Source organism: Gemmatimonadota bacterium (assembly GCA_016713785.1).
Taxonomy (GTDB): domain Bacteria; phylum Gemmatimonadota; class Gemmatimonadetes; order Gemmatimonadales; family GWC2-71-9; genus JADJOM01.
The window spans coordinates 856654-878143 of sequence record JADJOM010000003.1 but is presented as its reverse complement, the minus strand read 5'-3'; the positions used below and the strand labels follow the sequence as shown (position 1 = coordinate 878143).

At 71.5% G+C, this 21490-nt stretch carries 20 protein-coding genes; all 20 read left to right on the top strand.

Annotation, left to right across the window (positions count from 1 at the left end; all coding sequences use genetic code 11):
• Positions 1-8: 8 nt before the first annotated feature.
• Positions 9-1016 carry a hypothetical protein gene (locus tag IPJ95_11880; protein MBK7924311.1) on the top strand — a complete coding sequence of 336 codons (1008 nt, stop codon included), beginning with the start codon at positions 9-11 and terminating at the stop codon, positions 1014-1016.
• A gap of 166 nt (positions 1017-1182) precedes the next feature.
• Positions 1183-2287 (top strand): peptide chain release factor 2 gene (gene prfB, locus IPJ95_11875; GenBank protein MBK7924310.1). Its coding sequence is split into 2 segments (ribosomal slippage): positions 1183-1248 and positions 1250-2287, totalling 1104 coding nucleotides; the frame shifts between segments, so codons are not numbered across the junction.
• Complete coding sequence (gene lysS / locus IPJ95_11870) at positions 2284-3798, top strand: lysine--tRNA ligase (protein ID MBK7924309.1); 1515 nt, start codon at positions 2284-2286, stop codon at positions 3796-3798. Before prfB ends, lysS begins: the two co-directional genes overlap by 4 nt.
• 2 nt (positions 3799-3800) lie before the next feature.
• Entirely contained in the window at positions 3801-5096 is a 1296-nt protein-coding gene (locus IPJ95_11865; GenBank protein MBK7924308.1) for an ABC transporter permease, read from the top strand.
• Entirely contained in the window at positions 5093-5794 is a 702-nt protein-coding gene (locus IPJ95_11860; GenBank protein ID MBK7924307.1) for an ABC transporter ATP-binding protein, read from the top strand. Before IPJ95_11865 ends, IPJ95_11860 begins: the two co-directional genes overlap by 4 nt.
• A complete protein-coding gene (locus IPJ95_11855; protein ID MBK7924306.1) occupies positions 5794-6303 on the top strand; it encodes a UvrB/UvrC motif-containing protein in 510 nt (169 codons plus the stop codon). The genes IPJ95_11860 and IPJ95_11855 overlap by 1 nt, the downstream gene beginning before the upstream one ends.
• Positions 6300-7391, top strand: coding sequence for a protein arginine kinase (locus IPJ95_11850; protein ID MBK7924305.1), 1092 nt, complete (start codon positions 6300-6302; stop codon positions 7389-7391). The genes IPJ95_11855 and IPJ95_11850 overlap by 4 nt, the downstream gene beginning before the upstream one ends.
• Complete coding sequence (locus tag IPJ95_11845; GenBank protein ID MBK7924304.1) at positions 7388-9865, top strand: ATP-dependent Clp protease ATP-binding subunit; 2478 nt, start codon at positions 7388-7390, stop codon at positions 9863-9865. The genes IPJ95_11850 and IPJ95_11845 overlap by 4 nt, the downstream gene beginning before the upstream one ends.
• Positions 9866-9921: 56 nt before the next feature.
• Positions 9922-12294, top strand: coding sequence for an outer membrane protein assembly factor BamA (gene bamA, locus IPJ95_11840; GenBank protein ID MBK7924303.1), 2373 nt, complete (start codon positions 9922-9924; stop codon positions 12292-12294).
• Positions 12295-12328: 34 nt separating this feature from the next.
• Positions 12329-12865 carry an OmpH family outer membrane protein gene (locus IPJ95_11835; protein MBK7924302.1) on the top strand — a complete coding sequence of 179 codons (537 nt, stop codon included), beginning with the start codon at positions 12329-12331 and terminating at the stop codon, positions 12863-12865.
• Complete coding sequence (lpxD, locus tag IPJ95_11830; protein MBK7924301.1) at positions 12862-13938, top strand: UDP-3-O-(3-hydroxymyristoyl)glucosamine N-acyltransferase; 1077 nt, start codon at positions 12862-12864, stop codon at positions 13936-13938. The genes IPJ95_11835 and lpxD overlap by 4 nt, the downstream gene beginning before the upstream one ends.
• Positions 13910-14749, top strand: coding sequence for a UDP-3-O-[3-hydroxymyristoyl] N-acetylglucosamine deacetylase (gene lpxC / locus IPJ95_11825; GenBank protein MBK7924300.1), 840 nt, complete (start codon positions 13910-13912; stop codon positions 14747-14749). The genes lpxD and lpxC overlap by 29 nt, the downstream gene beginning before the upstream one ends.
• On the top strand, positions 14749-15177 hold the full coding sequence (gene fabZ / locus IPJ95_11820) for a 3-hydroxyacyl-ACP dehydratase FabZ (GenBank protein MBK7924299.1): 429 nt from the start codon (positions 14749-14751) through the stop codon (positions 15175-15177). Before lpxC ends, fabZ begins: the two co-directional genes overlap by 1 nt.
• Complete coding sequence (lpxA, locus tag IPJ95_11815) at positions 15159-15953, top strand: acyl-ACP--UDP-N-acetylglucosamine O-acyltransferase (protein ID MBK7924298.1); 795 nt, start codon at positions 15159-15161, stop codon at positions 15951-15953. Before fabZ ends, lpxA begins: the two co-directional genes overlap by 19 nt.
• On the top strand, positions 15950-16930 hold the full coding sequence (locus IPJ95_11810) for a Gfo/Idh/MocA family oxidoreductase (GenBank protein MBK7924297.1): 981 nt from the start codon (positions 15950-15952) through the stop codon (positions 16928-16930). Before lpxA ends, IPJ95_11810 begins: the two co-directional genes overlap by 4 nt.
• Complete coding sequence (gene lpxB / locus IPJ95_11805; GenBank protein ID MBK7924296.1) at positions 16927-18045, top strand: lipid-A-disaccharide synthase; 1119 nt, start codon at positions 16927-16929, stop codon at positions 18043-18045. Before IPJ95_11810 ends, lpxB begins: the two co-directional genes overlap by 4 nt.
• Positions 18039-18671 (top strand): lysophospholipid acyltransferase family protein, encoded by a 633-nt coding sequence (locus IPJ95_11800; protein MBK7924295.1) that lies wholly within the window; start codon positions 18039-18041, stop codon positions 18669-18671. The genes lpxB and IPJ95_11800 overlap by 7 nt, the downstream gene beginning before the upstream one ends.
• A complete protein-coding gene (lpxK, locus tag IPJ95_11795; protein MBK7924294.1) occupies positions 18638-19684 on the top strand; it encodes a tetraacyldisaccharide 4'-kinase in 1047 nt (348 codons plus the stop codon). Before IPJ95_11800 ends, lpxK begins: the two co-directional genes overlap by 34 nt.
• 17 nt (positions 19685-19701) lie before the next feature.
• Positions 19702-21009, top strand: coding sequence for a Glu/Leu/Phe/Val dehydrogenase (locus IPJ95_11790; GenBank protein ID MBK7924293.1), 1308 nt, complete (start codon positions 19702-19704; stop codon positions 21007-21009).
• Between the two features lie 89 nt (positions 21010-21098).
• On the top strand, positions 21099-21464 hold the full coding sequence (locus IPJ95_11785; GenBank protein ID MBK7924292.1) for a 23S rRNA (pseudouridine(1915)-N(3))-methyltransferase RlmH: 366 nt from the start codon (positions 21099-21101) through the stop codon (positions 21462-21464).
• Positions 21465-21490: the final 26 nt, after the last annotated feature.

Below are 21490 nucleotides of genomic sequence, written 5' to 3'. Positions count from 1 at the left end.
CTTCCTGCATGACGATCTACCGCGTCGACCCGGCCAAGGTGCCGGCGGCGGGGGTTCGCGCACGCTGCAAGGTCTGCGCGGCAGTCTTCCCGGTCACCCGCGCCGCCCAGGCTGAGCCGGCTCCGCCGGTCATGCCAGCGCCGCCGATGCCGGGGCTCGCGACCACCGAGGACGTGACCATGCGCCGGCCGGGGATCGAGTTCCCGCCCGCGCCGTCCACGCCGGTGGACGTGACCACCCGCCGTCCGGCCGTGCCGGAGGCGCCACCGCTGCCGCCGCCGCCCAGCGACGTCACGATGAAGCGGCCCTCGCTGCCGGAGCCGGCCGCCGCGCCCCCGGGCGACACAACGACCAAGCACCCCGCGATCAGCGGGCCGCATGCCGTGGCCGCCCCACCGGCCGAGGAGGTCACCGCGCCGCGTCCGGCGGTGCCGGTGCCGCCGGAGGTGGCGCCACCCTCCGCGGCGCCACCGGTCTTGCCGCCGCCGCACCGGCCGACCGTGGCTCCGCCCGCCGTGCCCTCGGCGCCGCGTCCAACGGCGCCACGGCAGTTCCCCCCGGCGACCGGGATGCCGCGCCCGCCTGTGATGCCTCCGCCGGCCGTCCGGCCCACCGTGGCCAATCCGCCGGCGCTGCCGGCGCGCCCCGCCGCTCCCCCACCGGCCCCGGCGCCGCCTCCGGTGGTCGCACCGCCGCCAGCAGCCACGCCGGTCGCGGCGGCCCCCGTGGCACCGGTCCGGCCCGCCGGGAGGCCGGTCAACCCGTTCCTCTCCCAGGATCCCTCGCAGAAGGCGCGGCGCCTGGCTCGGGCGCTGATCTCCGACCTCGCGGTCTATTACCCGGACCGGCGCAAGGAAGGGGTGGCCAATGGGACGCTGAAGGAGCTCTTCCAGGAGGAGATCCAGAAGAGCTGGGAGGAGTACACCGACCAGGTCGGGAAGGAACTCGCCGAGTCCACCACGTACTTTACAGACGCCCTGAACGAGATCCTGGCCGGCGGGCAGCGGATCTTCTAGCGCCGCCCGCCGCCCGTTCATCGCGGCCCGTCCACGCCGCCGGGGGAATCCCGGCGGCGTTGGCTTTTGGGGCCGCGTTCCCCGGCCGGGGCGCCGCCGTGAAGTTGCCGGGAAATCGCTTATCTTAGGCCACTTACCACTCCCGTACCGGACCAGACTGGCCACTATGCGCGACCTCATCGAACGGCTCGACAATCTCGACCAGCGGACCTCCCAGATCCGAGGGTTTCTTTGACCTGCCCGCCAAGGAAAAGCGGTTGCTCGAACTGGAGGCCCGCCAGGCGGACCCGGCGTTCTGGTCGCGCGGGGACGAGGCCCGGCAGGTGGTGCAGGAGGTCAAGGGGCTGAAGGCGTGGCTCCTGCCGGAGGCTGACATCGGCCGGCGGCTGGGTGATGCCCGCGCGATGGTGGAGCTGCTCGAGGCCGAGCCCGATCCCGACCTCTCGGCAGAGCTCGCCACCGAGGTGGAGCGGCTGGAGCGCTCGGTCGAGAACTTCGAGCTGCAGGCCATGCTGCAGGGCCCCGACGACGCCGGCAACGCCATCCTGACGATCCATCCCGGGGCGGGCGGCACCGAGTCCCAGGACTGGGCGGAGATGCTGCTGCGCATGTACGTGCGCTGGGCCGAGCGGCACGACTTCGAGGTCACCATCCTCGACCGGGTCGACGGCGAGGAGGCGGGGATCAAGTCGGCCTCGATCGAGATCAAGGGGCAGTACGCCTACGGGTTCATCAAGGCGGAGAAGGGGGTCCACCGGCTGGTGCGGATCTCGCCCTTCGACTCGCAGGCCCGGCGGCACACGTCGTTCGCGTCGGTCTTCGTCTACCCCGACATCGACGACACCATCGAGGTGGACCTCCGCGAGGAGGACATCAAGATGGACGTGTACCGCGCTTCCGGGGCGGGGGGCCAGCACGTGAACAAGACCAGCTCGGCGGTGCGCCTGACGCACATCCCGACCGGCCTGGTCGTGGCCTGCCAGCAGGAGCGGAGCCAGGGCAAGAACAAGGCGACGGCCATGAAGATGCTCCGCGCCGCGATCTACCAGAAGAAGCTCGAGGAGCAGGAGGTCGAGCGGGCCAAGCTCGAGGCCACCAAGACCGACAACTCCTGGGGCAACCAGATCCGCTCCTACGTGTTCCAGCCCTACACCATGGTCAACGACCACCGCACCGAGCTCAAGGTGGGCGACGTGCAGCGGGTGATGGACGGCGACCTCGATGCCTTCATCGAGGCGTTCCTGAAGCAGTTCGGGGGCAAGGCGGCGTGACCGACGACCTGAGCCAGCCGGAGCGGCACCGGCGCGAGAAGCGCGCCGCCCTCGAGGCCCTCGGGGTGCGGCCGTTCGCCTACCGCTTTGCCCGAAGCCACGCCACCCGCGCGGCGCTGGCGCTCTACGATGACGCCATGGGCGAGGACGGCCCCGAGGTGACGATTGCCGGGCGCATCCAGGCCTGGCGGCCCAAGGGCAAGGTGGTCTTCGGGCACGTGGAGGATGAGTCGGGGCGCCTGCAGGTGTACCTCCGGGGCGACGAGCTCGGTCCCGACGCCTGGGCGATGGTCCAGCTGCTCGATCTCGACGACCACGTCGGGGTGCGCGGCCGCCTGATGAAGACCCGCTCGGGCGAGGTCACCGTGCGCGCGGCGTCGGTGGCACTGCTCAGCAAGTCGCTCAAGCCGCTGCCGCGCCCGAAGGTCGAGGTGCTGGAGGACGGCACCGCGCGCACCCACGGGGGCGTGGCCGACCCGGAGGTCCGCTACCGGCAGCGCTACGCGGACCTCGCGGTGCACCCCGAAGTGCGCGAGGTCTTCCGGCTCCGCTCCCGGATCATCTCCCGGGTGCGCGCCTTCCTCGACGCCCGCGGCTTCCTCGAGGTCGAGACCCCGATCCTGCAGCCGCTCTACGGCGGCGCCGCGGCGCGCCCGTTCATCACGCACCACAACGCGCTCGACATGCCGCTCTACCTCCGCATCGCGGACGAGCTCTACCTCAAGCGGCTGCTGGTGGGAGGGCTCGAGCGGGTGTACGAGATCGGGCACGACTTCCGGAACGAAGGGATGGACCGGACCCACAACCCCGAATTCACCATGCTGGAGCTCTACCAGGCCTACGCCGACTACGGCGACATGATGGACTTGGCCGAGGGGCTGCTCCGGGAGCTGGTGGGGGAGGTGAGCGGGGGCGGCACGAGCCTCGTGCGCGACGGGGTCCCCCTCGAGTTCGGCCCGCCGTTCCGCCGGGTGGGTTTCGTGGATGGCATCCGGGCGCACAGCGGCGTGGACGTGCTGACCGCGACGGAGGAGGTCATGCGGGCGCGCCTGGTCGCGGCCGGCCGCCCGCGCGACGAGGTCAACGTCTTCACCGGGGGCAAGCTGCTCGACGAGATGTTTGCCGCCTTTCTCGAGCCGCAGCTCACCCAGCCCACCTTCGTGATCGACTACCCGAAGCCGCTCTCACCGCTGGCCAAGGCGCACCGCTCCCTGCCCGGCCTGACGGAGCGGTTCGAGCTGTTCATCCAGTGCCGGGAGATCGCGAACGCGTTCAGCGAGCTCAACGACCCCGACGACCAGCGCACCCGGTTCGAGGACCAGGTGCGGCAGCGTGCCGCGGGCAACGATGAGGCGCAACCGTACGACGCGGACTACGTCCGCGCGCTCGAGTACGGCATGCCGCCGACCGGCGGGATGGGCATCGGCATCGACCGGGTGGTGATGCTGCTGACCGGCCAGCCCTCGATCCGCGACGTGATCCTGTTCCCCGCCATGCGGCCGGAAGACTGAGCATGGCCGGCGCCCGCGGGGTCCGGCTGCGCGAGCTGTTCCGGTGGCCCTCGCCGCTGGAGCGGGACATCGCCCGGCGCTACCTGCGCAGTCGGCGGTCCTCGGGGCGGGTCTCGCTGATCACGGCCATCGCCACGGGCGGCGTGGCCGTCGGGGTCTGCGCGCTGATCGTGGTGCTCGGGGTGATGAACGGGCTGCGCAACGACCTGCGGGAGCGGATCCTGGTAGCCAACCCCCACCTGCGGGTGCTCACCTACGGGAACGGGCTCAGGATGGACGATTGGCGCCATGTCGTGGACGTGGTCCGCGCCGAGCCCGGGGTCCTCGCCGCCGCGCCGGAGGTCCTCACCCAATCGGTCCTCAGCGCGGGCGCCGATTACGCCGAGGGGGTGAACGTCCTCGGGATGGAGGGGGACACCGGCAGCCAGGCGGTGACCACCCTGCCGCAGGCCATCACCCGGGGCGACCTGACCTTCCGGGCCACCCGGCCCGAGGTGGATGGCGGCATCGTGCTGGGCAGCCGGCTGGCCGAGCGGATGACCGTCTATCCCGGCGACGTGGTCACCCTGGTGCCCGCCAAGCCGCCGGAGGTGAATCGTGCGCTCGGCATCGGGGTACCACGCTACTGGAAGTTCGAGGTCACGGGCACCTTCGAGACCGGGATGTTCCTCTACGACAACCAGTTCGTGCTGATCGCCCGGGAAACGGCCCAGCGCTTCACCGGCCTCGGCGACGCGGTGAGCGGCGTGCAGCTCCGGCTCGCGGACCCCTGGCAGGCGCCGGCCATCGGACGCCGGCTCGAGGAGAAGCTCGGCTACCCCTACCGGGCGCTCGACTGGCAGACCCAGAACTCGACCCTCTTCAGCGCGCTCAAGCTGGAAAAGCTCGCGATGGGGCTGGTGATCTTCTTCATTATGGTGGTCGCGGGCTTCAATATCGTGGGCACCCTGACGATGGTGGTGGCGGAGAAGACGCGCGAGATCGGGATCCTGCGGGCCATGGGCCTGCCGGCCGGCGCGGTGGGGCGCATCTTCCTGGCCCAGGGGGCGATCGTGGGGCTGGTGGGCGTCGGACTCGGGCTGGTGAGCGGCCTGGGCATCGCGCTGCTGGTGGACCGCGGCAACCTCATCCGGATCGACCCCTCGGTCTACTTCGTGGACCACATCCCGGTGCACGTGGAAGCCCTCGACGTGGTGCTGATCGTGGTGGCGAGCCTGGTGCTGGCGATCGTGGCCACCGTGCCGCCCAGCCGCGGCGCCGCGCGCCTCGAGCCGGTGGAAGCGATCCGGCACGAATGACCGCCGTCCTCTCCGCCCGCGGGGTGCGCCGGGTTTACACCGGCGGCGACGGCCGCCCGCTCGAGATCCTGAGCGGGGTGGACCTCGACGTCGCGCCGGGCGAGTTCATCGCCATCGTGGGCGCCAGCGGCGCGGGGAAGAGCACCCTGCTGCAGCTGCTGGGCGCCCTTGACCGGCCCACGGCGGGGAGCATCGTGCTCGACGGCGTGGATGTCGCCTCCGCCGAGGACGCCACCCTCGAGCGGCTCCGCAACCGGCGGATCGGGTTCGTGTTCCAGTTCCACCACCTGCTGCGCGACTTCACCGCGGTGGAGAACGTCATGCTGCCGCAGCGCATTGCCGGCGCGACCGAGGCGGCGGCGCGGGCCCGGGCGGAGGCGCTGCTCGCGTCGGTGGGGCTGGCGGAGCGCCTGCTGCACCGGCCCCAGATGCTCTCGGGCGGGGAACAGCAGCGGGTGGCGGTGGCGCGCGCCCTCGCCAACGACCCGCGGGTCGTGCTGGCGGACGAGCCCTCCGGCAACCTCGACCTGGCCCAGGCGGAGCGGCTGCATGAGCTGCTGGCCACGCTCGCCCGGGATTTCGAGACCGCGCTGGTGGTGGTGACCCACAACCGGCAGCTGGCCGCCCGGGCTGACCGGGTGCTCGCGGTGGAAGAGGGACGTCTGGTGCCGGTGGACCGGGTGGAGGTGGAGCGGTAATGCGCTGCGACCAATGCCACGAACGGGATGCGGTGGTGCATCTCACCCAGATCGCGCAGGAGCAGGTGGTCACGCTCCACCTCTGTGAGCGGTGCGCGGCGGAGAAGGGGGTGGAGAGCACCGCCAGCCTGGCCAAGACGCCGGTCGGGACCTTCCTCGCGTCGATGGGCAAGGAACTCGAGGCCCAGGTGGCGCTGCCGGGCATCACCCCGACCGGGGCCTGCCCGACCTGCGGTGCAACGCTGGCCGACTTCCGCGAATCTGGACGGCTGGGGTGCGCAGACTGCTATCGCACCTTCGAGGGCCCCCTCCGGGACCTGCTGCGCCGCCTGCACGGCTCCAGCCGCCACCTGGGAGAGCGTTACGCGGTCCGGGGCGGGGAGCCGACGCCCGCGGAGCCTCCTGCGGCCCAGCTGCGGCAACAGCTGCAGCTGGCCATCGACACCGAGAACTTCGAGCTGGCCGCCGAGCTGCGCGACCGGCTGCGCAGCCAGGGGGGCGAGGCGTGATCGACCTGAGCCTGCTCCCCGACGGCGGGATGGCGTGGCTGGACGGGAGCGGCCCGGCCAGTCACCTGGTCCTGTCGACCCGGATCCGCCTGGCCCGCAACCTCGAGACCTACCCCTTCGGCACCCGGAGCTCGGTGACGCAGCGGGAAGCGGTGCTGCAGGACGTGCTCGGGGCGGCCCGCGAGACCGTCTCCCTGCGGGATGCGCTGCTGTTCCGGCTGGACCGGCTGGCGGAGCCGGACCGCCAGATGCTCCACGAGCGGCACCTCGTGAGCCGCGAGCTGGCCGGGTCGGGGGAGGGGCGGGGGGTCCGTCCCGGGTCGGCGGTGCTGGTCCAGGCCCGGGCCGGGGTGATGCTGAACGAGGAGGACCACCTGCGATTGCAGGGTCTGCGGTCGGGCTTCGATCTGGAGGCCGCGTACCAGGATGTCGACCGCGTGGACACCGAACTGGGACAACGACTTCCTTTCGCTTTTCACCCTGAGTTTGGTTACCTTACCTCGTGTCCGACCAATGTCGGCACGGGGCTCCGGGCCTCGGTGCTTATCCACTTGCCGGGCTTGGTCTTGACCAAGGAAATCACCAAGGTCCTGCAGGGTCTGGCGCAGGTCGGGCTGACCTTTCGGGGCTTGTACGGCGAGGGCAGCGAGGTCGTCGGGAATTTCTTCCAGTTGTCCAACCAGACCACGCTCGGCAAGACGGAGCGCGAACTGCTGGATCACCTGGCCAAGATGGTCCGGCAGGTGATGGAGTACGAGGAGCAGGCCCGCGAGGTGCTGGTGCGGGACGTGCCGACGATCATCGAGGACAAGGTCTGGCGGGCGTACGCGCTCCTGCGGTATGCGCGGACCCTCTCCTTCGACGAGACCATGAACCTGCTCTCGGGCGTGCGGCTCGGGGTGGGGCTGGGGCTGGTCGACCGCTGCGGGTTGTACACGCTGAACAAGCTGCTCATCCACACCCAGCCGGCACACCTCGCCGCGCAGGCGGGGGTGGGCGTCGAGGATCCGGACCTGAATGAGCGCCGCGCGCGCTACGTTCGCGGCATGCTGGAAGACGACGCAGGACGCCGAGGGCAGTCGCCATGAACGGATACAACTTCACCGACCGGGTTCGGAAGGTGCTGCAGATGGCGCGCGAGGAAGCGGCGCGGCTGCACCACGAATACGTGGGCACCGAGCACATCCTCCTCGGTCTCATCCGTGAGGGTGAGGGCGTGGCGGCGGCCGTGCTGCAGAACCTGAATGTCGACCTCGAGGAGATCCAGCAGAAGATCGAGGAGACGGTCAAGAAGGGGAAGGCGGCGGCCGCGACCGGCCCCGATCTTCCCTACACCTCGCGCGCCAAGAAGGTGCTCGAGCTGGCAATGACGGAGGCCCGGGAGCTCAACCACAGCTACGTGGGCACCGAGCACCTGCTGTTGGGTCTGCTGCGCGAGGAGAAGGGCATCGCGGCCCAGGTGCTGACCGACGCCGGGGTGAACCTGGAGCAGAGCCGGGCGGAGACGCTGCGCCTGCTCGGCAGCGACATGCCCCAGCCGCCGGCGCAGGGCGGGGCCTCGCCCCAGCCGGCCGCGGCGCCCAAGTCCGAGAAGAAGTCGAAGACCCCGGCCCTCGACCACTTCTGCCGGGACCTGACCCAGCTCGCCGCCGAGGGCCAGCTCGACCCGACCATCGGGCGCGCCAAGGAGATCGAGCGGGTGATGGAGATCCTGGCCCGGCGCAAGAAGAACAACCCGGTCCTGATCGGCGAGCCGGGGGTGGGCAAGACGGCCATCGTCGAGGGCCTGGCCCTGATGATCGCCAACGGCCTGTGCCCCGACGTGCTCAAGGACCACCGGGTGCTGTCGCTCGACATGGCGGCGGTGATCGCGGGGACCAAGTATCGCGGGCAGTTCGAGGAGCGGCTCAAGGCCGTGATGAACGAGATCGCGCAGAACAAGCAGATCATCCTGTTCATCGACGAGCTGCACACGCTGGTGGGCGCCGGAGCCGCCGAGGGCGCCATCGACGCATCCAACATGCTCAAGCCCGCGCTGGCGCGGGGCGAGCTGCAGTGCGTCGGCGCCTCGACCCTCAACGAGTACCGCAAGTACATCGAGAAGGACGGGGCGCTGGAGCGGCGCTTCCAGACCGTCATGGTCGATCCGCCCTCCATCGACGAGACCATCGAGATCCTCAAGGGGCTGCGCAAGAAGTACGAGGACCATCACCGGGTGGTGATCCCCGACGAGACCCTGGCCGACGCCGCGAAGCTCTCCGAGCGGTACATCACCGACCGGTTCCTGCCGGACAAGGCCATCGACGTGATCGACGAGGCCGGCGCGCGCGCGCGGCTGGCCTCGCAGGTGCCGCCGGCCGAGGTGGCCAACCTCAAGGCCGACCTCGAGAAGGTGAACCTCGAGAAGGAAGACGCGGTCCGCGACCAGAACTTCGAGCGGGCGGCTGCGCTGCGCGACAAGGAGCGGGACCTCCAGACCCAGATCCGCCTCAAGCAGGAGGAGTGGGAGAAGGAGCGCCAGACCCGCCGGCCGGTGATCAGCGAGGAGGACATCGCCTTCATCGTCTCGCGCTGGACCGGGATCCCGGTCACCCGGCTGCAGGAGCACGAGACCGCCCGGCTGCTCCGCATGGAAGACGAGCTGCACGAGAGCGTGGTGGGCCAGGACGAGGCCATCAAGGCCATCTCGCGGGCCATCCGGCGCTCGCGCGCCGGGCTCAAGGACCCGAAGCACCCGATCGGCTCGTTCATCTTCTGCGGCCCCACCGGGGTCGGGAAGACCGAGCTGGCGCGGGCCCTGGCCAAGTTCCTGTTCGCCGACGCCGCCGCCCTGATCCGGGTGGACATGTCGGAGTACATGGAGAAGTTCTCGGTGAGCCGCCTGATCGGCGCGCCCCCGGGCTACGTGGGCTACGAGGACAGCGGGACGCTCACCAAGGCGATCCGGCGCAAGCCCTACTCGGTGGTGCTGCTCGACGAGATCGAGAAGGCGCATCCCGACGTGTTCAACATCCTGCTGCAGGTGCTCGATGAAGGCCACCTGACCGACAACTACGGCCGGGTGATCGACTTCAAGAACACCGTCGTGATCATGACCTCGAACGTCGGGGCGCGCGACATCATGCAGGGGAAGACGCTGGGCTTCCACGGCCAGGACTTCAAGACCTCGTTCGACAAGATGCAGGAGAAGATCAAGGACGAGATCCAGAAGGTCTTCAACCCCGAGTTCATCAACCGGATCGACGACCTCATCGTCTTCCACCCGCTCGACAAGGAGCACATCGCCCGGATCGTCGCGATCCTGGTGCGCGAGGTGCAGCGCCGGGTCGGCGAGGAGACCCTCCGGCTGACCCCGGCGGCCACCGAGTTCCTGGTGGAGCACGGGTACGACCAGAACTACGGGGCCCGCCCGCTCAAGCGGGCCATCCAGAAGTACATCGAGGACCCGCTCAGCGAGAAGCTGCTGCTCGGCGAGTTCACGAAGACCGACGAGATCGAGGTGGATGTCGCCCCTGACGGCGAACGCCTCGCCTTCCGCGCCTTGAGCGGCACCAAGGCCTGACGCCTCCACGCGCCGGCGCCCCCCACCCGGGGGGCGCCGGTGCCCGTTCCCTCCGCATGATCCTCTCACGCGCGTTCCTGACGCTCTCCCTGCTCGCCGTCCTGTCCGGGCCGCTGACCGCCCAGGACGCCGGTCCGCCCACCCCCGTGCTCGACAGCGTGGCGGTGGAGGGCAATGTCCGGCTGACGGCCCAGCAGATCATCGGTACCGCGGGCCTGCTCATCGGCCAGCCCACCAACTACCGCGACATCCAGCGGGCGCTGACCGCGCTGTTCCGGTCGGGCCAGTTCGATGACGTGGCGGTGCGCCAGGGCGAGGACACGCTGGGCACCGTGATCCTGGTCATCCGCGTCACCGAGCGCCCGCTGCTCACCCGCTGGACGGTGAAGGGCGTGGAGCGGCTGTCGGAGCGCAGCGTCAAGGAGCGGGTGCGGCTGGCGGAGGGGCGGCCGATCGACCGCGCGGCGGTGCAGCGCGGCGTCGGGGCCATCGATTCGCTCTACCACGCCCAGGGATACTACGCGGCGCGGGTCCGCGTGATCGAGACGGCGCCCGCCCCCGGCCAGGTGGGGATCGTCTTCGACGTGGACGAGGGGAACCGGGTGGCGATCAGTCAGGTCCAGGTCGAGGGCAACACCCGCTACAGTGACAAGGCGCTGGTCAAGCGCATGAGCACCCGTCCCGAGGGCTTCTTCTGGTGGCAGAAGGGCCAGTACGACGACGACAAGCTGCAGCAGGACGTCCGGGAGCGGCTCCCCGGCTGGTACGGCAGCCATGGGTACATCGACTTCCAGGTGACCCACGACTCCGTCGCGGTGGACAGCGGCAACGGCAAGGCGGTGCTTCACCTGGCGGTGGAGGAGGGGCCGGCCTACACCATCGGGACCTTCCAGATCGCGGGCAACCGGCGCTTCAGCACCGAAGACCTGATGGCCATCTACCCCTTCGGCCCGGACGGCGGCGCGGGGCAGGCCTTCAACAGCGAGCAGTGGGCCAGCGCCACCAGCGAGGTGGGCGACCTCTACAGCAACAACGGCTACATCTACGCGCGGGTGGAGCCCGAGGAGAGCCGGCGCACCGGCCCGGGCGGCGAGCCGCTGATCGACCTCAAGTGGACCATCCGCGAGGGCGAGCCGGCGACGATCAACAAGATCAACATCGTCGGCAACGACGTCACCCACGAGCGCGTGGTCCGCGAGGCGATCGTGCTGATCCCGGGGGAGCTGTTCAACCGGGACCGGCTGATCCGCAGCTACCAGAACGTCTCCAACCTCGGGTTCTTCCAGCAGCCCATGGCCCCGCCGGACGTGCGCCCCACCGAGAACGGGGTGGACGTCGACATCACCTTCCGGGTGGAAGAGCGGCGCACCGGCAACATCAACTTCGGCGCCTCGCTCGGGCAGGGCACCGGCCTGGGCGGGTTCCTGGGGCTCGAGGAGCCGAACCTCTTCGGCCGGGGCAAGCGCGGACGGCTGATGTGGCAGTTCGGCCGCAACATCAACGACTTCACCCTGAGCTATACCGATCCCGCCATCCGCGAGACCCGGACGTCCGGCACGATCACGCTGTTCAACTCGCGCCAGCGCTTCACGGTGGGCGACCTGGGCCGGCGCCGGCAGGTCGGCGGCAACCTGCAGCTGGGCTTCCCCTTCTTCGGCTCGCGCTTCACCCGGATTTTCGCCTCGTACGGCCTGCAGCAGATCCGCTACACCGGCGGATCCGCCGACCTGCGGCAGCAGTTCCGCTGCGAACGCTGCACCCGCTCCACGGTGGGCGGCAGCATCGTGCGCGATACCCGGGTCGGCCTGCCGTTCGCCACGGGCGGCGCGCTCACGAATGCCACCGTGGAGCTCAATGGCGGGGTGCTCGGCGGCACCGGCAACTATCGCAAGCTCGATTTCGAGAGCCGCTATTACGCGCCGCTCGGCTCCGCCGGCGGCAACGCGGCGATGGGCAGCGGGGTGCAGTTCGTGCTGGGCCTGACGGCCAAGAGCGGCTTCATCTTCGGCGACGCCGGGCCGTTCTACACCGAGCTCTACTCCCTCGGCGGCACCCAGTTCGGCATCCCGCTGCGCGGCTACGACGAGTTCTCCATCACCCCGAACGGATTCGATCCGAGCGCCGGCGGCAGCGCCGCCGCCAGCGTCAACTCCTTCGGCAAGGCGTACGCGGCCTTCACCGTCGAGGCCGGCGCGCGGGTGAGCCAGTCGTTGTACTTCAGCAGCTTCCTCGACGCCGGCAACGTCTACCGGTCCACCCGCCAGTACGACCCCAGCCGCCTCTTCCGCGGCGCCGGCTTCGGCGTGGCCGTGCTCTCGCCCCTGGGGCCGATCGGCATCGACCTCGGCTACGGGTTCGACAAGGTCAACCGGCGCGGCGACCCGCGACCGGGGTGGCAGCTGCACTTCAAGCTCGGCAACTTCTTCTAGGCCGGGCGCCCACATTCTCGTGAGGAGTGGCTCGATGGTCCGTGGTGCCCTTGTCCGCTGGTCGGTGCTCGCGCTGGCGCTGCTCGTCGCTCCCACCACCCTTGCCGCGCAGCAGGGCGGCTCGAAGATCGGCTACATCAATGCCCGCGCCGTCCTGCTGGCGGTGCCCGGCTACGCCCAGGCGGAGTCGACCTACAACCGCGAGCTGTCCAGCTTCCGCGAGGAAGTGGACCGGATGCAGACCGCCCTCGACTCCGCCGCCTCGGACTTCGAGCAGAAGTCGGTGATGCTCTCGGCCACCGCCAAGACGGCCAAGCGCCGGGAGCTGGAGCAGCAGCGCGACCGGATGGAGCAGCGCGCCAACGAGCTGCGCGACAAGGCGGCCCAGCGCGAACAGGAGCTGCTCGCCCCCATCCACGGCCGGGTCAACACCGCCATCGAGGCGGTGCGGACCGAGGGGGGCTTCGCCATCATCTTCGACGTGAGCGCCAACGAGGGGCTCATCGTGGCGGTGGACAAGTCCCTGGAGCTGAGCCAGAAGGTCATCGACAAGGTCAAGGCGACGCCCTGACGCCCCCCGCCGTCCCCGGCCGCCTGACGGCCCGGGCGGTCGCCGATCTGGTCGGCGGCCGCCTGGAGGGCGACGGGAGCCTCCCGCTCCACCAGCTGGCCCCGCTCGACCGGGCGGGGCCCGACGCCCTGAGTTTCCTCCTCACATCGCGTTACCTCGGGGCCTTCCGGCGGAGCCGCGCGGGCGCGGTCCTGCTGGCCGCGACATTCGCCGGCGAGGCTGAAGGGCCCGCCACCCGGATCGTCGTGGACGACCTCCCGGCGGCGCTGACCCGGGTCGCGGGGGCGTTGGCGCCCGGTCCGAGCGTAGCGGAAGGGGTGCACCCCAACGCGGTCGTCGCGCCCGATGCGCGCCTCGGGGTCGGCACCTCAGTCGGGCCCGGGGCGGTGCTGGAGTCGGGTGTGGTTCTGGGTGTCGGGTGCACCATCGGCGCCGGTGCGTTCCTGGGTGCGGGGGTGGTGGTCGGCGACCACGCCGAGATCGGCCCCAACGCCGTCTGCTACGCCGGGGCGCGCCTGGGACACCGGGTGGTGCTCAAGGCCGGCGCGGTGGTCGGGGGCCCGGGCTTCGGCTACCTGCGGGGCCCCGCGGGGCACCAGCGGATCCCCCACCTCGGCGGCTGTATCCTGGAAGACGAGGTGGAGATCGGCTCCGGCAGCTGTGTGGACCGGGGTAACTTCGAGGACACGGTGATCGGCCGGGGCACCAAGCTCGACAACCTGGTGCAGGTCGGGCACAACGTCCGGATCGGCGCCCGGTGCCTGATCATGGCCACCACCGGGATCGCAGGCAGCTGCCGGATCGGCGACGACGTGGTAATCGCTGGCGGGGTGGGGGTGGCGGACCACGTGGTCATCGGGGACGGGGCGGTCATCGGCGCCAAGAGCGTCGTCTTCGGCCCCGGCCGGGTGGCCCCCGGTGCCGTGGTGTCCGGGTACCCCGCGCGGCCGCACCGGGCCTTTCTCCGGGCGCAGGCCGCGCTGTACCAGCTGGCCCCCCTCGCGGACCGGCTTGCGGCCCTCGCCGAGGCCCGGGGAGGGGCCAGTGCGCCGGACCATCCAGCGGCCGGCTGAGCTTGCCGGGACGGGGCTCCACACCGGCGCCACCGTGCGGCTTCGGGTGGCGCCGGCCCGGGGCGGGGCAGGCGTCCGCTTCCGGCGGATCGACCTGGACCCGCCAGTAGAGATCGCCGCGACCCTCGACGCCGTGGGCGGCACCGAGCGGCGCACCGTGCTGGCGGCAGGCGACACCCGGATCGAGACCGTGGAGCACCTGCTGGCGGCGGCCGCGGCGGCAGAGATCGACGACCTGCTCGTGCTGGTCGACGGCCCCGAGCTGCCGATCCTGGACGGGTCCTTCGCGCCGTACTGTGCGCTGCTCAGTGCCGGTGGGATCCTCGCCGTGGCGGGACGGCGGCGCGCCCTCGTGGTCGATGCGCCGTTCGAGGTGCGGGAGGGTGACGCCCGGTACCTGGTCGAGCCGGCGGGCGGCTGCCGGCTCGAGGTGACGCTCGAGCATGTGGAGCCGGTGATCGGCCGGCAGCACGCGGTGTTCGCCCCCGGGGACGAGCCGTTCGTCACCGCGATCGCACCGGCCCGCACCTACGGGTTCCTGGCGGAGGTGGAGGCGCTGCGGGCGCGGGGCCTGCTGGCGGGAGCGAGCGCCGACGCGGCCATCGTGCTCAGCGCCACCGCGCCGCTCAACACCACGCTCCGCTGGCCGGAGGAGTTCGCGCGGCATAAGGTGGGAGACCTGCTGGGGGATCTCGCGCTGCTCGGCGGCCCGCTCCGCGCCGCGGTGCGGGCGTGGCGCCCCAGCCATCGCGGCAATATCGCCTGCGCGCGCGCCATCGCGGCCCGCGCCCGACCCGTCGAGGAGGAGTGATGGACGCTGCCCAGATCATGGACCTGCTCCCGCACCGTTACCCGTTCCTGCTGGTGGACCGGATCGTGGAGGTGCAGGGCAAGCAGAAGATCATCGGGCTCAAGAACGTCACGATCAACGAGCCGTTCTTCCAGGGCCACTTTCCCGGCCACCCGATCATGCCGGGGGTGCTGATCGTGGAGGCAATGGCCCAGACCGGCGGCCTGCTCCTGATGGAGCAGATCACCGACCGCGCCAACAAGGTCGTCTACTTCATGGCGCTCGACGAGGTGAAGTTCCGGAAGCCCGTGGTGCCCGGGGACCAGCTGCGGATGGAGGTCGAGATGCTGCAGTTCCGCGGCAAGACCGCCCGGATGAAGGGCATGGCGTACGTGGACGGCCAGGTGGTCACCGAGGCCGTGATGCTCGCGTGCGTGGTCGACAAGTGACCCTGGCGGACGTGCACCCCACCGCCGTGATCGATCCCGGGGCCGAGCTGGGCCGCGGGGTGCAGGTCGGGGCCTACACGGTCATCGGGCCGGGGGTGCTGGTGGGGGACGGATGCCGGATCGGGCCGCACGCGGTACTGGAGCGGAACGTGCGCCTGGCCCCGGAGGTGACCCTCGGGGCGGGCGTGGTGCTGGGCGGCGCGCCCCAGGACGTGAAGTACCGCGACGAGGAGACCTGGGTGGAGGTGGGACCCCGGACCATCATCCGCGAGTACAGCACGGTGCACCGCGCCACCGCCGCGACCGGGACGACGCGGGTGGGGGCAGACTGCTTCCTGATGACGTACGTCCACGTGGCCCACGACTGCCAGGTCGGCGACGGCGTGACCATCGCCAACTCCACTCAGCTGTCGGGGCATATCGTCATCGAGGAGCGGGCCACCGTGAGCGGGCTGTGCGCCCTGCACCAGTTCATCACCATCGGGACCCACGCCTTCGTCGGGGGTTCCTCCCGCCTGCCGCAGGACATCCCGCCGTACGTAACCGCCGTGGGGAACCCGGTGCGCCTGTTCGGGCTCAACACGGTGGGGCTCACCCGCGCGGGATTCCCCGCGGCCACCCTCACGGCCCTCAAGCACGCCTATCGCCTGCTGTTCAACAGCGACCGCCCGCGCCGCGAGGCGATGGCCGAGCTCGCCGACTCGGCGGCACGCGTGCCGGAGGTGGCCCGGCTGCTCGCCTTTGTCGCGGGGACGCGGCGCGGGGTGCCCGCGTGAGGCCGCGGGTGCGGGTCGGCGTGATCGGCGTCGGCGCGCTGGGCTGGCATCATGCCCGGCACCTCGCCGCGATGCCGGACGCGGAGCTGGTGGGCGTCTTCGACATCCGGCCGGACCGGGCCCGCTTCGTGGCGGGGCAGCTGGGCACCCGCGCCTTCGCCACCCGCGAGGAACTGCTGGCCCGCTGTGAGGCGCTGACCGTCGCCGTCCCGACGTCCGTCCATGGCGAGGTGGGACTCGCCGCACTTGCCGCTGGCCGGCCGGTGCTGATGGAAAAGCCCCTGGCCGCCACCCTCCCGGAGGCCGACCGGCTGCTCGCCGCCGCGGCACAGGCCGGGGTGCTGCTCCAGGTGGGGCACATCGAGCGCTTCAACCCGGCCCTGCGCGCGGCGCTGCCCTACCTCGACCGGCCGCTGTTCATCGAGGGGGAGCGCCTGGCGCCCTTCCAGCCCCGCGGGACCGACGTGCCGGTGGTGCTGGACCTCATGATCCACGAGCTCGACCTCATCCTGCACCTCGCCGGCGGGCCGGAGGCGGTCGACGTACGGGCCAACGGTGCCGCCGTACTCTCACCCCTGCTCGACGTGGCCCACGCCCGGGTCGAGTTTGCCACCGGGTTGGTGGCGAGCGTGACCGCCTCCCGCATCGCCGAGCGGCGGGTCCGGAAGCTCCGGATCTACCAGGAGGAGGGGTACCTGGCGCTGGACCTGGCCACGGGTCAGGGGGAGTTTCTCCGGCTGCGGAACGGCTGGATGCCGGGTGGGGCCAGGGCCCTGACCGACGTCGCCGAGCGGATCCCCCTCGAGGCGCCCGCGGCCGACGCCCTTCGGCTGGAGCTCGAGAGCTTCCTGCACGCCGTCCGCGGGGACAGGGAGGCGGTGGTGACGGGCGGGGAGGGCCGGGCCGCGCTGGACCTCGCGCTCCGGGTGGCGGAGGCGATCCGCCTCGCGGCCCCGGCCTCCCAGCTCGAGCCGTGACCGCATCGCCCCGGCGGCTCCTGGTCTCGGCCGGTGAGCCCTCGGGTGACCTCCTGGCGGCCGGGGTGCTGGCCGAACTCCGCGCGCGCCGCCCGGAGCTGGTGGCGGAGGGCATTGGCGGGCCCAGGATGCTCGCCCAGGGGCTCCTCCCCCTGGCGGATGTCACCGACTTGGCCACGATGGGCTTCCGGGACGTCCTGGGGGCCATCCCGCGCCATCTGGGGCTCTACCGGCAGATCGTGGCGGCCGCCCGGGCCGGGCGGTTCGCGGCCGCCCTGCTGGTGGACTACCCCGGGTTTCACCTGCGCCTGGGGCGCGCCCTCCGGCGGGCCGGGGTACCCGTCATCCAGTACGTCGCGCCGCAGCTCTGGGCGTGGCGCCCCGGACGCCTCCCACGGCTCCAGGAGGCCGCCGACGAGATCGTGGCGATCCTGCCGTTCGAGGAGGCGTGGTTCCGGGAGCGGGGACTGGCCTGCCACTACGCGGGGCACCCGGTCCTCGACCGGGCCTGGCCGGCGCGTGACGCCGCCCGCCTCGCGCTGGGGATCGACCGGACGGAGGGGGTACTGGGTATCTTTCCCGGAAGCCGGGAGCGGGAGATCGGGTACAATTGGCCGCTCTTCCGGGACGTCGGGCAGCGGATGCTCGCCGCGGGGCACTGCCGCCGGGTGCTCGTGGCCGGGACCACGGCGGGCTACTATCCCGAGTGCGCCCCGTTCCAGGTGCATCGCGGCCGCCCGGAGGAGGTCCTCGCGGCCGCGACGGCGGTGCTGGTGAAGTCGGGCAGCACCACGCTTGAGGCCGCCATGACCGGCACCCCGATGGTGGTGGCCTATCGGACCTCGCGCCTGACGTACCAGATCGCCCGCCGGCTCATGACGGTGGACCGGATCAGCCTGGTCAACCTCGTCGCCGGCGAGGACGTCGTTCCGGAGTTCTGGCACCCGCCGGTGTCCGCCGCGCCAGTCGGCGACGCCGTGCGACCGCTTCTTGACGAATCGAGTGACGCCGCGGTGCGCCAGCGCGCCGCGCTGGCGCGCGTCCGCGCCCGCCTCGGCGGGCCGGGGGCCGCATCGCGGGTCGCCACGGTACTGCTGGACCGCGTCGGGTGCTGAGCCGGCTGGCCGGCCTGGCGGCGCGGCAGTTGGCCCGCAGCTGGCGGATGGAAATTGTCCAGCCGGAGCACCCGGCCGCGGTGGTTGCCACGGGGCGGCCCTTCGTGCTGCTGTGCTGGCATGAGTGCCTCCTGCCGGTGATGTGGCAGCACCGGGAGCAGGGGATCGCCGCCGTGATCAGCCAGGCACGGGACGGCGAGTACCTGGCGCGGTTCGCCGACTCGCTCGGCTACCGCCTGATCCGCGGATCGAGCACCCGGGGCGGGCGCCGGGCATTGGCCGGCGCCATCCGGGCACTGCGGGGCGGTACCTCCGTGGGCTTCACCCCCGACGGGCCACGCGGCCCCCGGCGGGTAGCCAAGCCGGGCGCCTTCGTGGCGGCGGTGCGGGGGGCAGCGCTGGTCCTGCCGGTACACGTGGAAGCCCGGCCGGCGTGGCGGGCCGGCTCCTGGGACCGCTTCCTGCTGCCCGGACCGTGGGCCCGGGTGCGCCTGGCGTACGGAAGCCCGGTGGACGCGGCGGTGCATGCCGATCCCGAGGACGTGGCCGTGCGGGTGGTACGCGAACTGGACGACGCGATGAGGCGGGCAGCATGGCACGACGGCGCGGCGATACCCACCGACTGATCCGCTGGCTGTGGACCAGCCGACGGATCGATGCCCGGCTCGCCCGCCTGGCGCTGCTGCCCCTCGCGGGGTTGTGGAGCACCTGGATGCGGGTGCGGCGGGTGGTGTACGCCAGGCAGTGGCTGCCGGTGCACGACCTCCCGCTGCCCTCGGTGGCGGTGGGCAACCTGACGGTCGGTGGGTCGGGCAAGACTCCGATCGCCATGTGGATCGCCCGATACTACACGGGGCGTGGCCTGGTGCCGGGCATCCTGCTCCGCCCCTACGGCGGCGGCGATGAGGCCCGGGTGCATGCGCGGGCGCTCCCCGGCGCGCACGTGGTGGCCGACCCGGACCGCGTGGCCGGGGCGGAGCGGGCCCTGGCGCGCGGCGCGCAGGTGCTGGTGCTCGACGATGCGTACCAGCGGCTCGACATCCGGCGCGACCTCAACGTGCTGGTGATGAGCGCCGAGACCACCCGGGCCGTGGGCTGGCCGCTGCCGGCCGGCCCGTGGCGCGAAGGGTGGCAGGCGCTCGACCGGGCCGATGCCGTCGTGATCACCCGGAAGCGGGCCAGCCGGGAGGCGGCGGAGGCGCTGGCGGCCGACCTGCAGCGGCGGGTGCGGGGCCCGGTGGCCATCGCGCACCTGGGCCTGACGCGGTTCGAGGGATTGCTGACCGGCCGCAGCCTGCCGCCGGAAGCCCTGGCGGGCCGACGGGTGGTGGCGGCCTCCGCGATCGGCGACCCGGAGGCCTTCGTGGCCCAGACCAAGGCCACCGGGGCGGCGGTGCAGGTGGCAACCTGGAAGGATCATCACGAGTATCGCCAGGAGGATGTCTCCTGGCTGGCCCACGCGGCGCGGCGGGCCGACCATCTGGTCATCACGGAGAAGGACGCGGTGAAGCTCCGGGACTGCTGGCCGGCCGACGCCCCTGAACCGCTGGTGGCCCTGCTGGACCTCACGTGGGAAAGTGGCGGCGAGGCGTTCGCCGTGGCCCTCGATGCCGTCGTGCTGCCGGCCGAGCGCCTGTAACACTCATTGGAGATGCTATGACGTCGACCAGTCCGCGCCCCAGCCAGAACGTCATCCGGCCCGAGAAGGACCACTTTCTCGCGGCGGAGAACCCGTTCGAGGAGATGATGTCCCGCTTCGACGACGCCGCCAAGCGCCTGGACCTCGAGCCGGGACTGTACCAGATCCTCCGGATGCCCGAGAAGCAGATCATCGTCTCGGTGCCGGTGCTCCGCGATGACGGCACGGTGGAGGTGTACACCGGCTATCGCGTCATCTACAACACCTCCCGGGGCCCGGCCAAGGGCGGCATCCGCTTCGACCTCCAGGTCACCCTGGACGAGGTCAAGGCGCTGGCGGGCTGGATGACCTGGAAGTGCGCCGTGGTGAACCTGCCCTTCGGCGGCGCCAAGGGCGGGGTGATCTGCGACCCCACCACCATGTCCAACGGCGAGATCGAGCGCCTGACCCGCCGCTACACCACGGGCATCATCGAGACCCTGGGCCCCGACTCCGACGTGCCCGCCCCCGACGTGAACACCAATGAGCGCGTGATGGCCTGGGTGATGGACACCTACTCGATGCACAAGCGCCACACTGTCACCGCGGTCGTCACCGGCAAGCCGATCGCGATGGGCGGGAGCCTCGGCCGCCGCGAGGCCACCGGCCGCGGCTGCATGTTCGTGACCCGCGAGGCGCTCAAGAAGCTCAAGATGCCGCTCAAGGGCACCCGGGTGGCGGTGCAGGGCTTCGGCAACGTCGGATCCGTGGCGGCCGACCTCATGGCCAAGGAAGGCATGACCATCGTGGCCGTGAGCGACAAGTCGGGCGGGATCTACAACCCCAAGGGGCTCGACCTCCCCGACGTCTTCAAGCACGTCCAGGGCAAGAAGCTGCTCAACACCTACGCCAAGGCGCAGCAGATCACCAACCAGGAGCTGCTCACCCTGGACTGCGATGTGTTGGTCCCCGCCGCCCTCGAGAACGTGATCACCGACGAGAATGCCGGCCAGATCAAGGCCCGGATCATCTGCGAGGGCGCCAACGGCCCCACCACCGCCGAGGCCGACAAGATCCTCAACCAGAAGGGAATCTTCGTCATCCCGGACATCCTGGCCAACGCCGGGGGCGTCACCGTCAGCTACTTCGAGTGGGTGCAGGACCGTGGCGGCTACTTCTGGGACGAGGAGACCGTCAACAACCGCCTCGAGAAGATCATGGTGCACTCCTTCGAGGAGGTGACGACGATGGCGGAGAAGCACGGGGTCGACAATCGCATCGGCGCCTACATGCTGTCAATCGACCGGGTGGCCGCCGTGCACCGCCTGCGCGGGATGTACGCCTGACGCTGGCCGTCCTGGCCGTCGGCAAGCTGCGCCCCGCCTTCCGCGACGCCGCCGACGACTACCTCCGGCGGCTCGGCCGGTACACGCGGGTGGCCGAGGTGGAGGTCCGGGAGGCGGGGCGGGGCAAGGTCGCGGAGGAGGGGCGCCGGCTCGAGGGCGCCCGCCTCCGCGAACGTGCATCCGGGGGCGCGGAGCTCGTGGCCCTCGATCGGACCGGGGCGCCCTGGACCAGTGAGGAGCTGGCCCGGCGCCTGGGCCGGTGGCGGGACGACGCCCGGCCGGTCGCCTTCCTGATCGGCGGCTCGGAGGGGCTCGACCCGGGCCTGGTGGCCGACTGCCGCCACCGCTGGAGCCTCGGAGCCCTCACGCTCCCGCACGAACTCGCCCGCGTGGTGGTACTGGAACAACTCTATCGCGGGTTTACCATTCTTCGCGGCGAACCCTACCACAAGTAGGCGGGCGCCTTCCGTCCCTTGCCCCG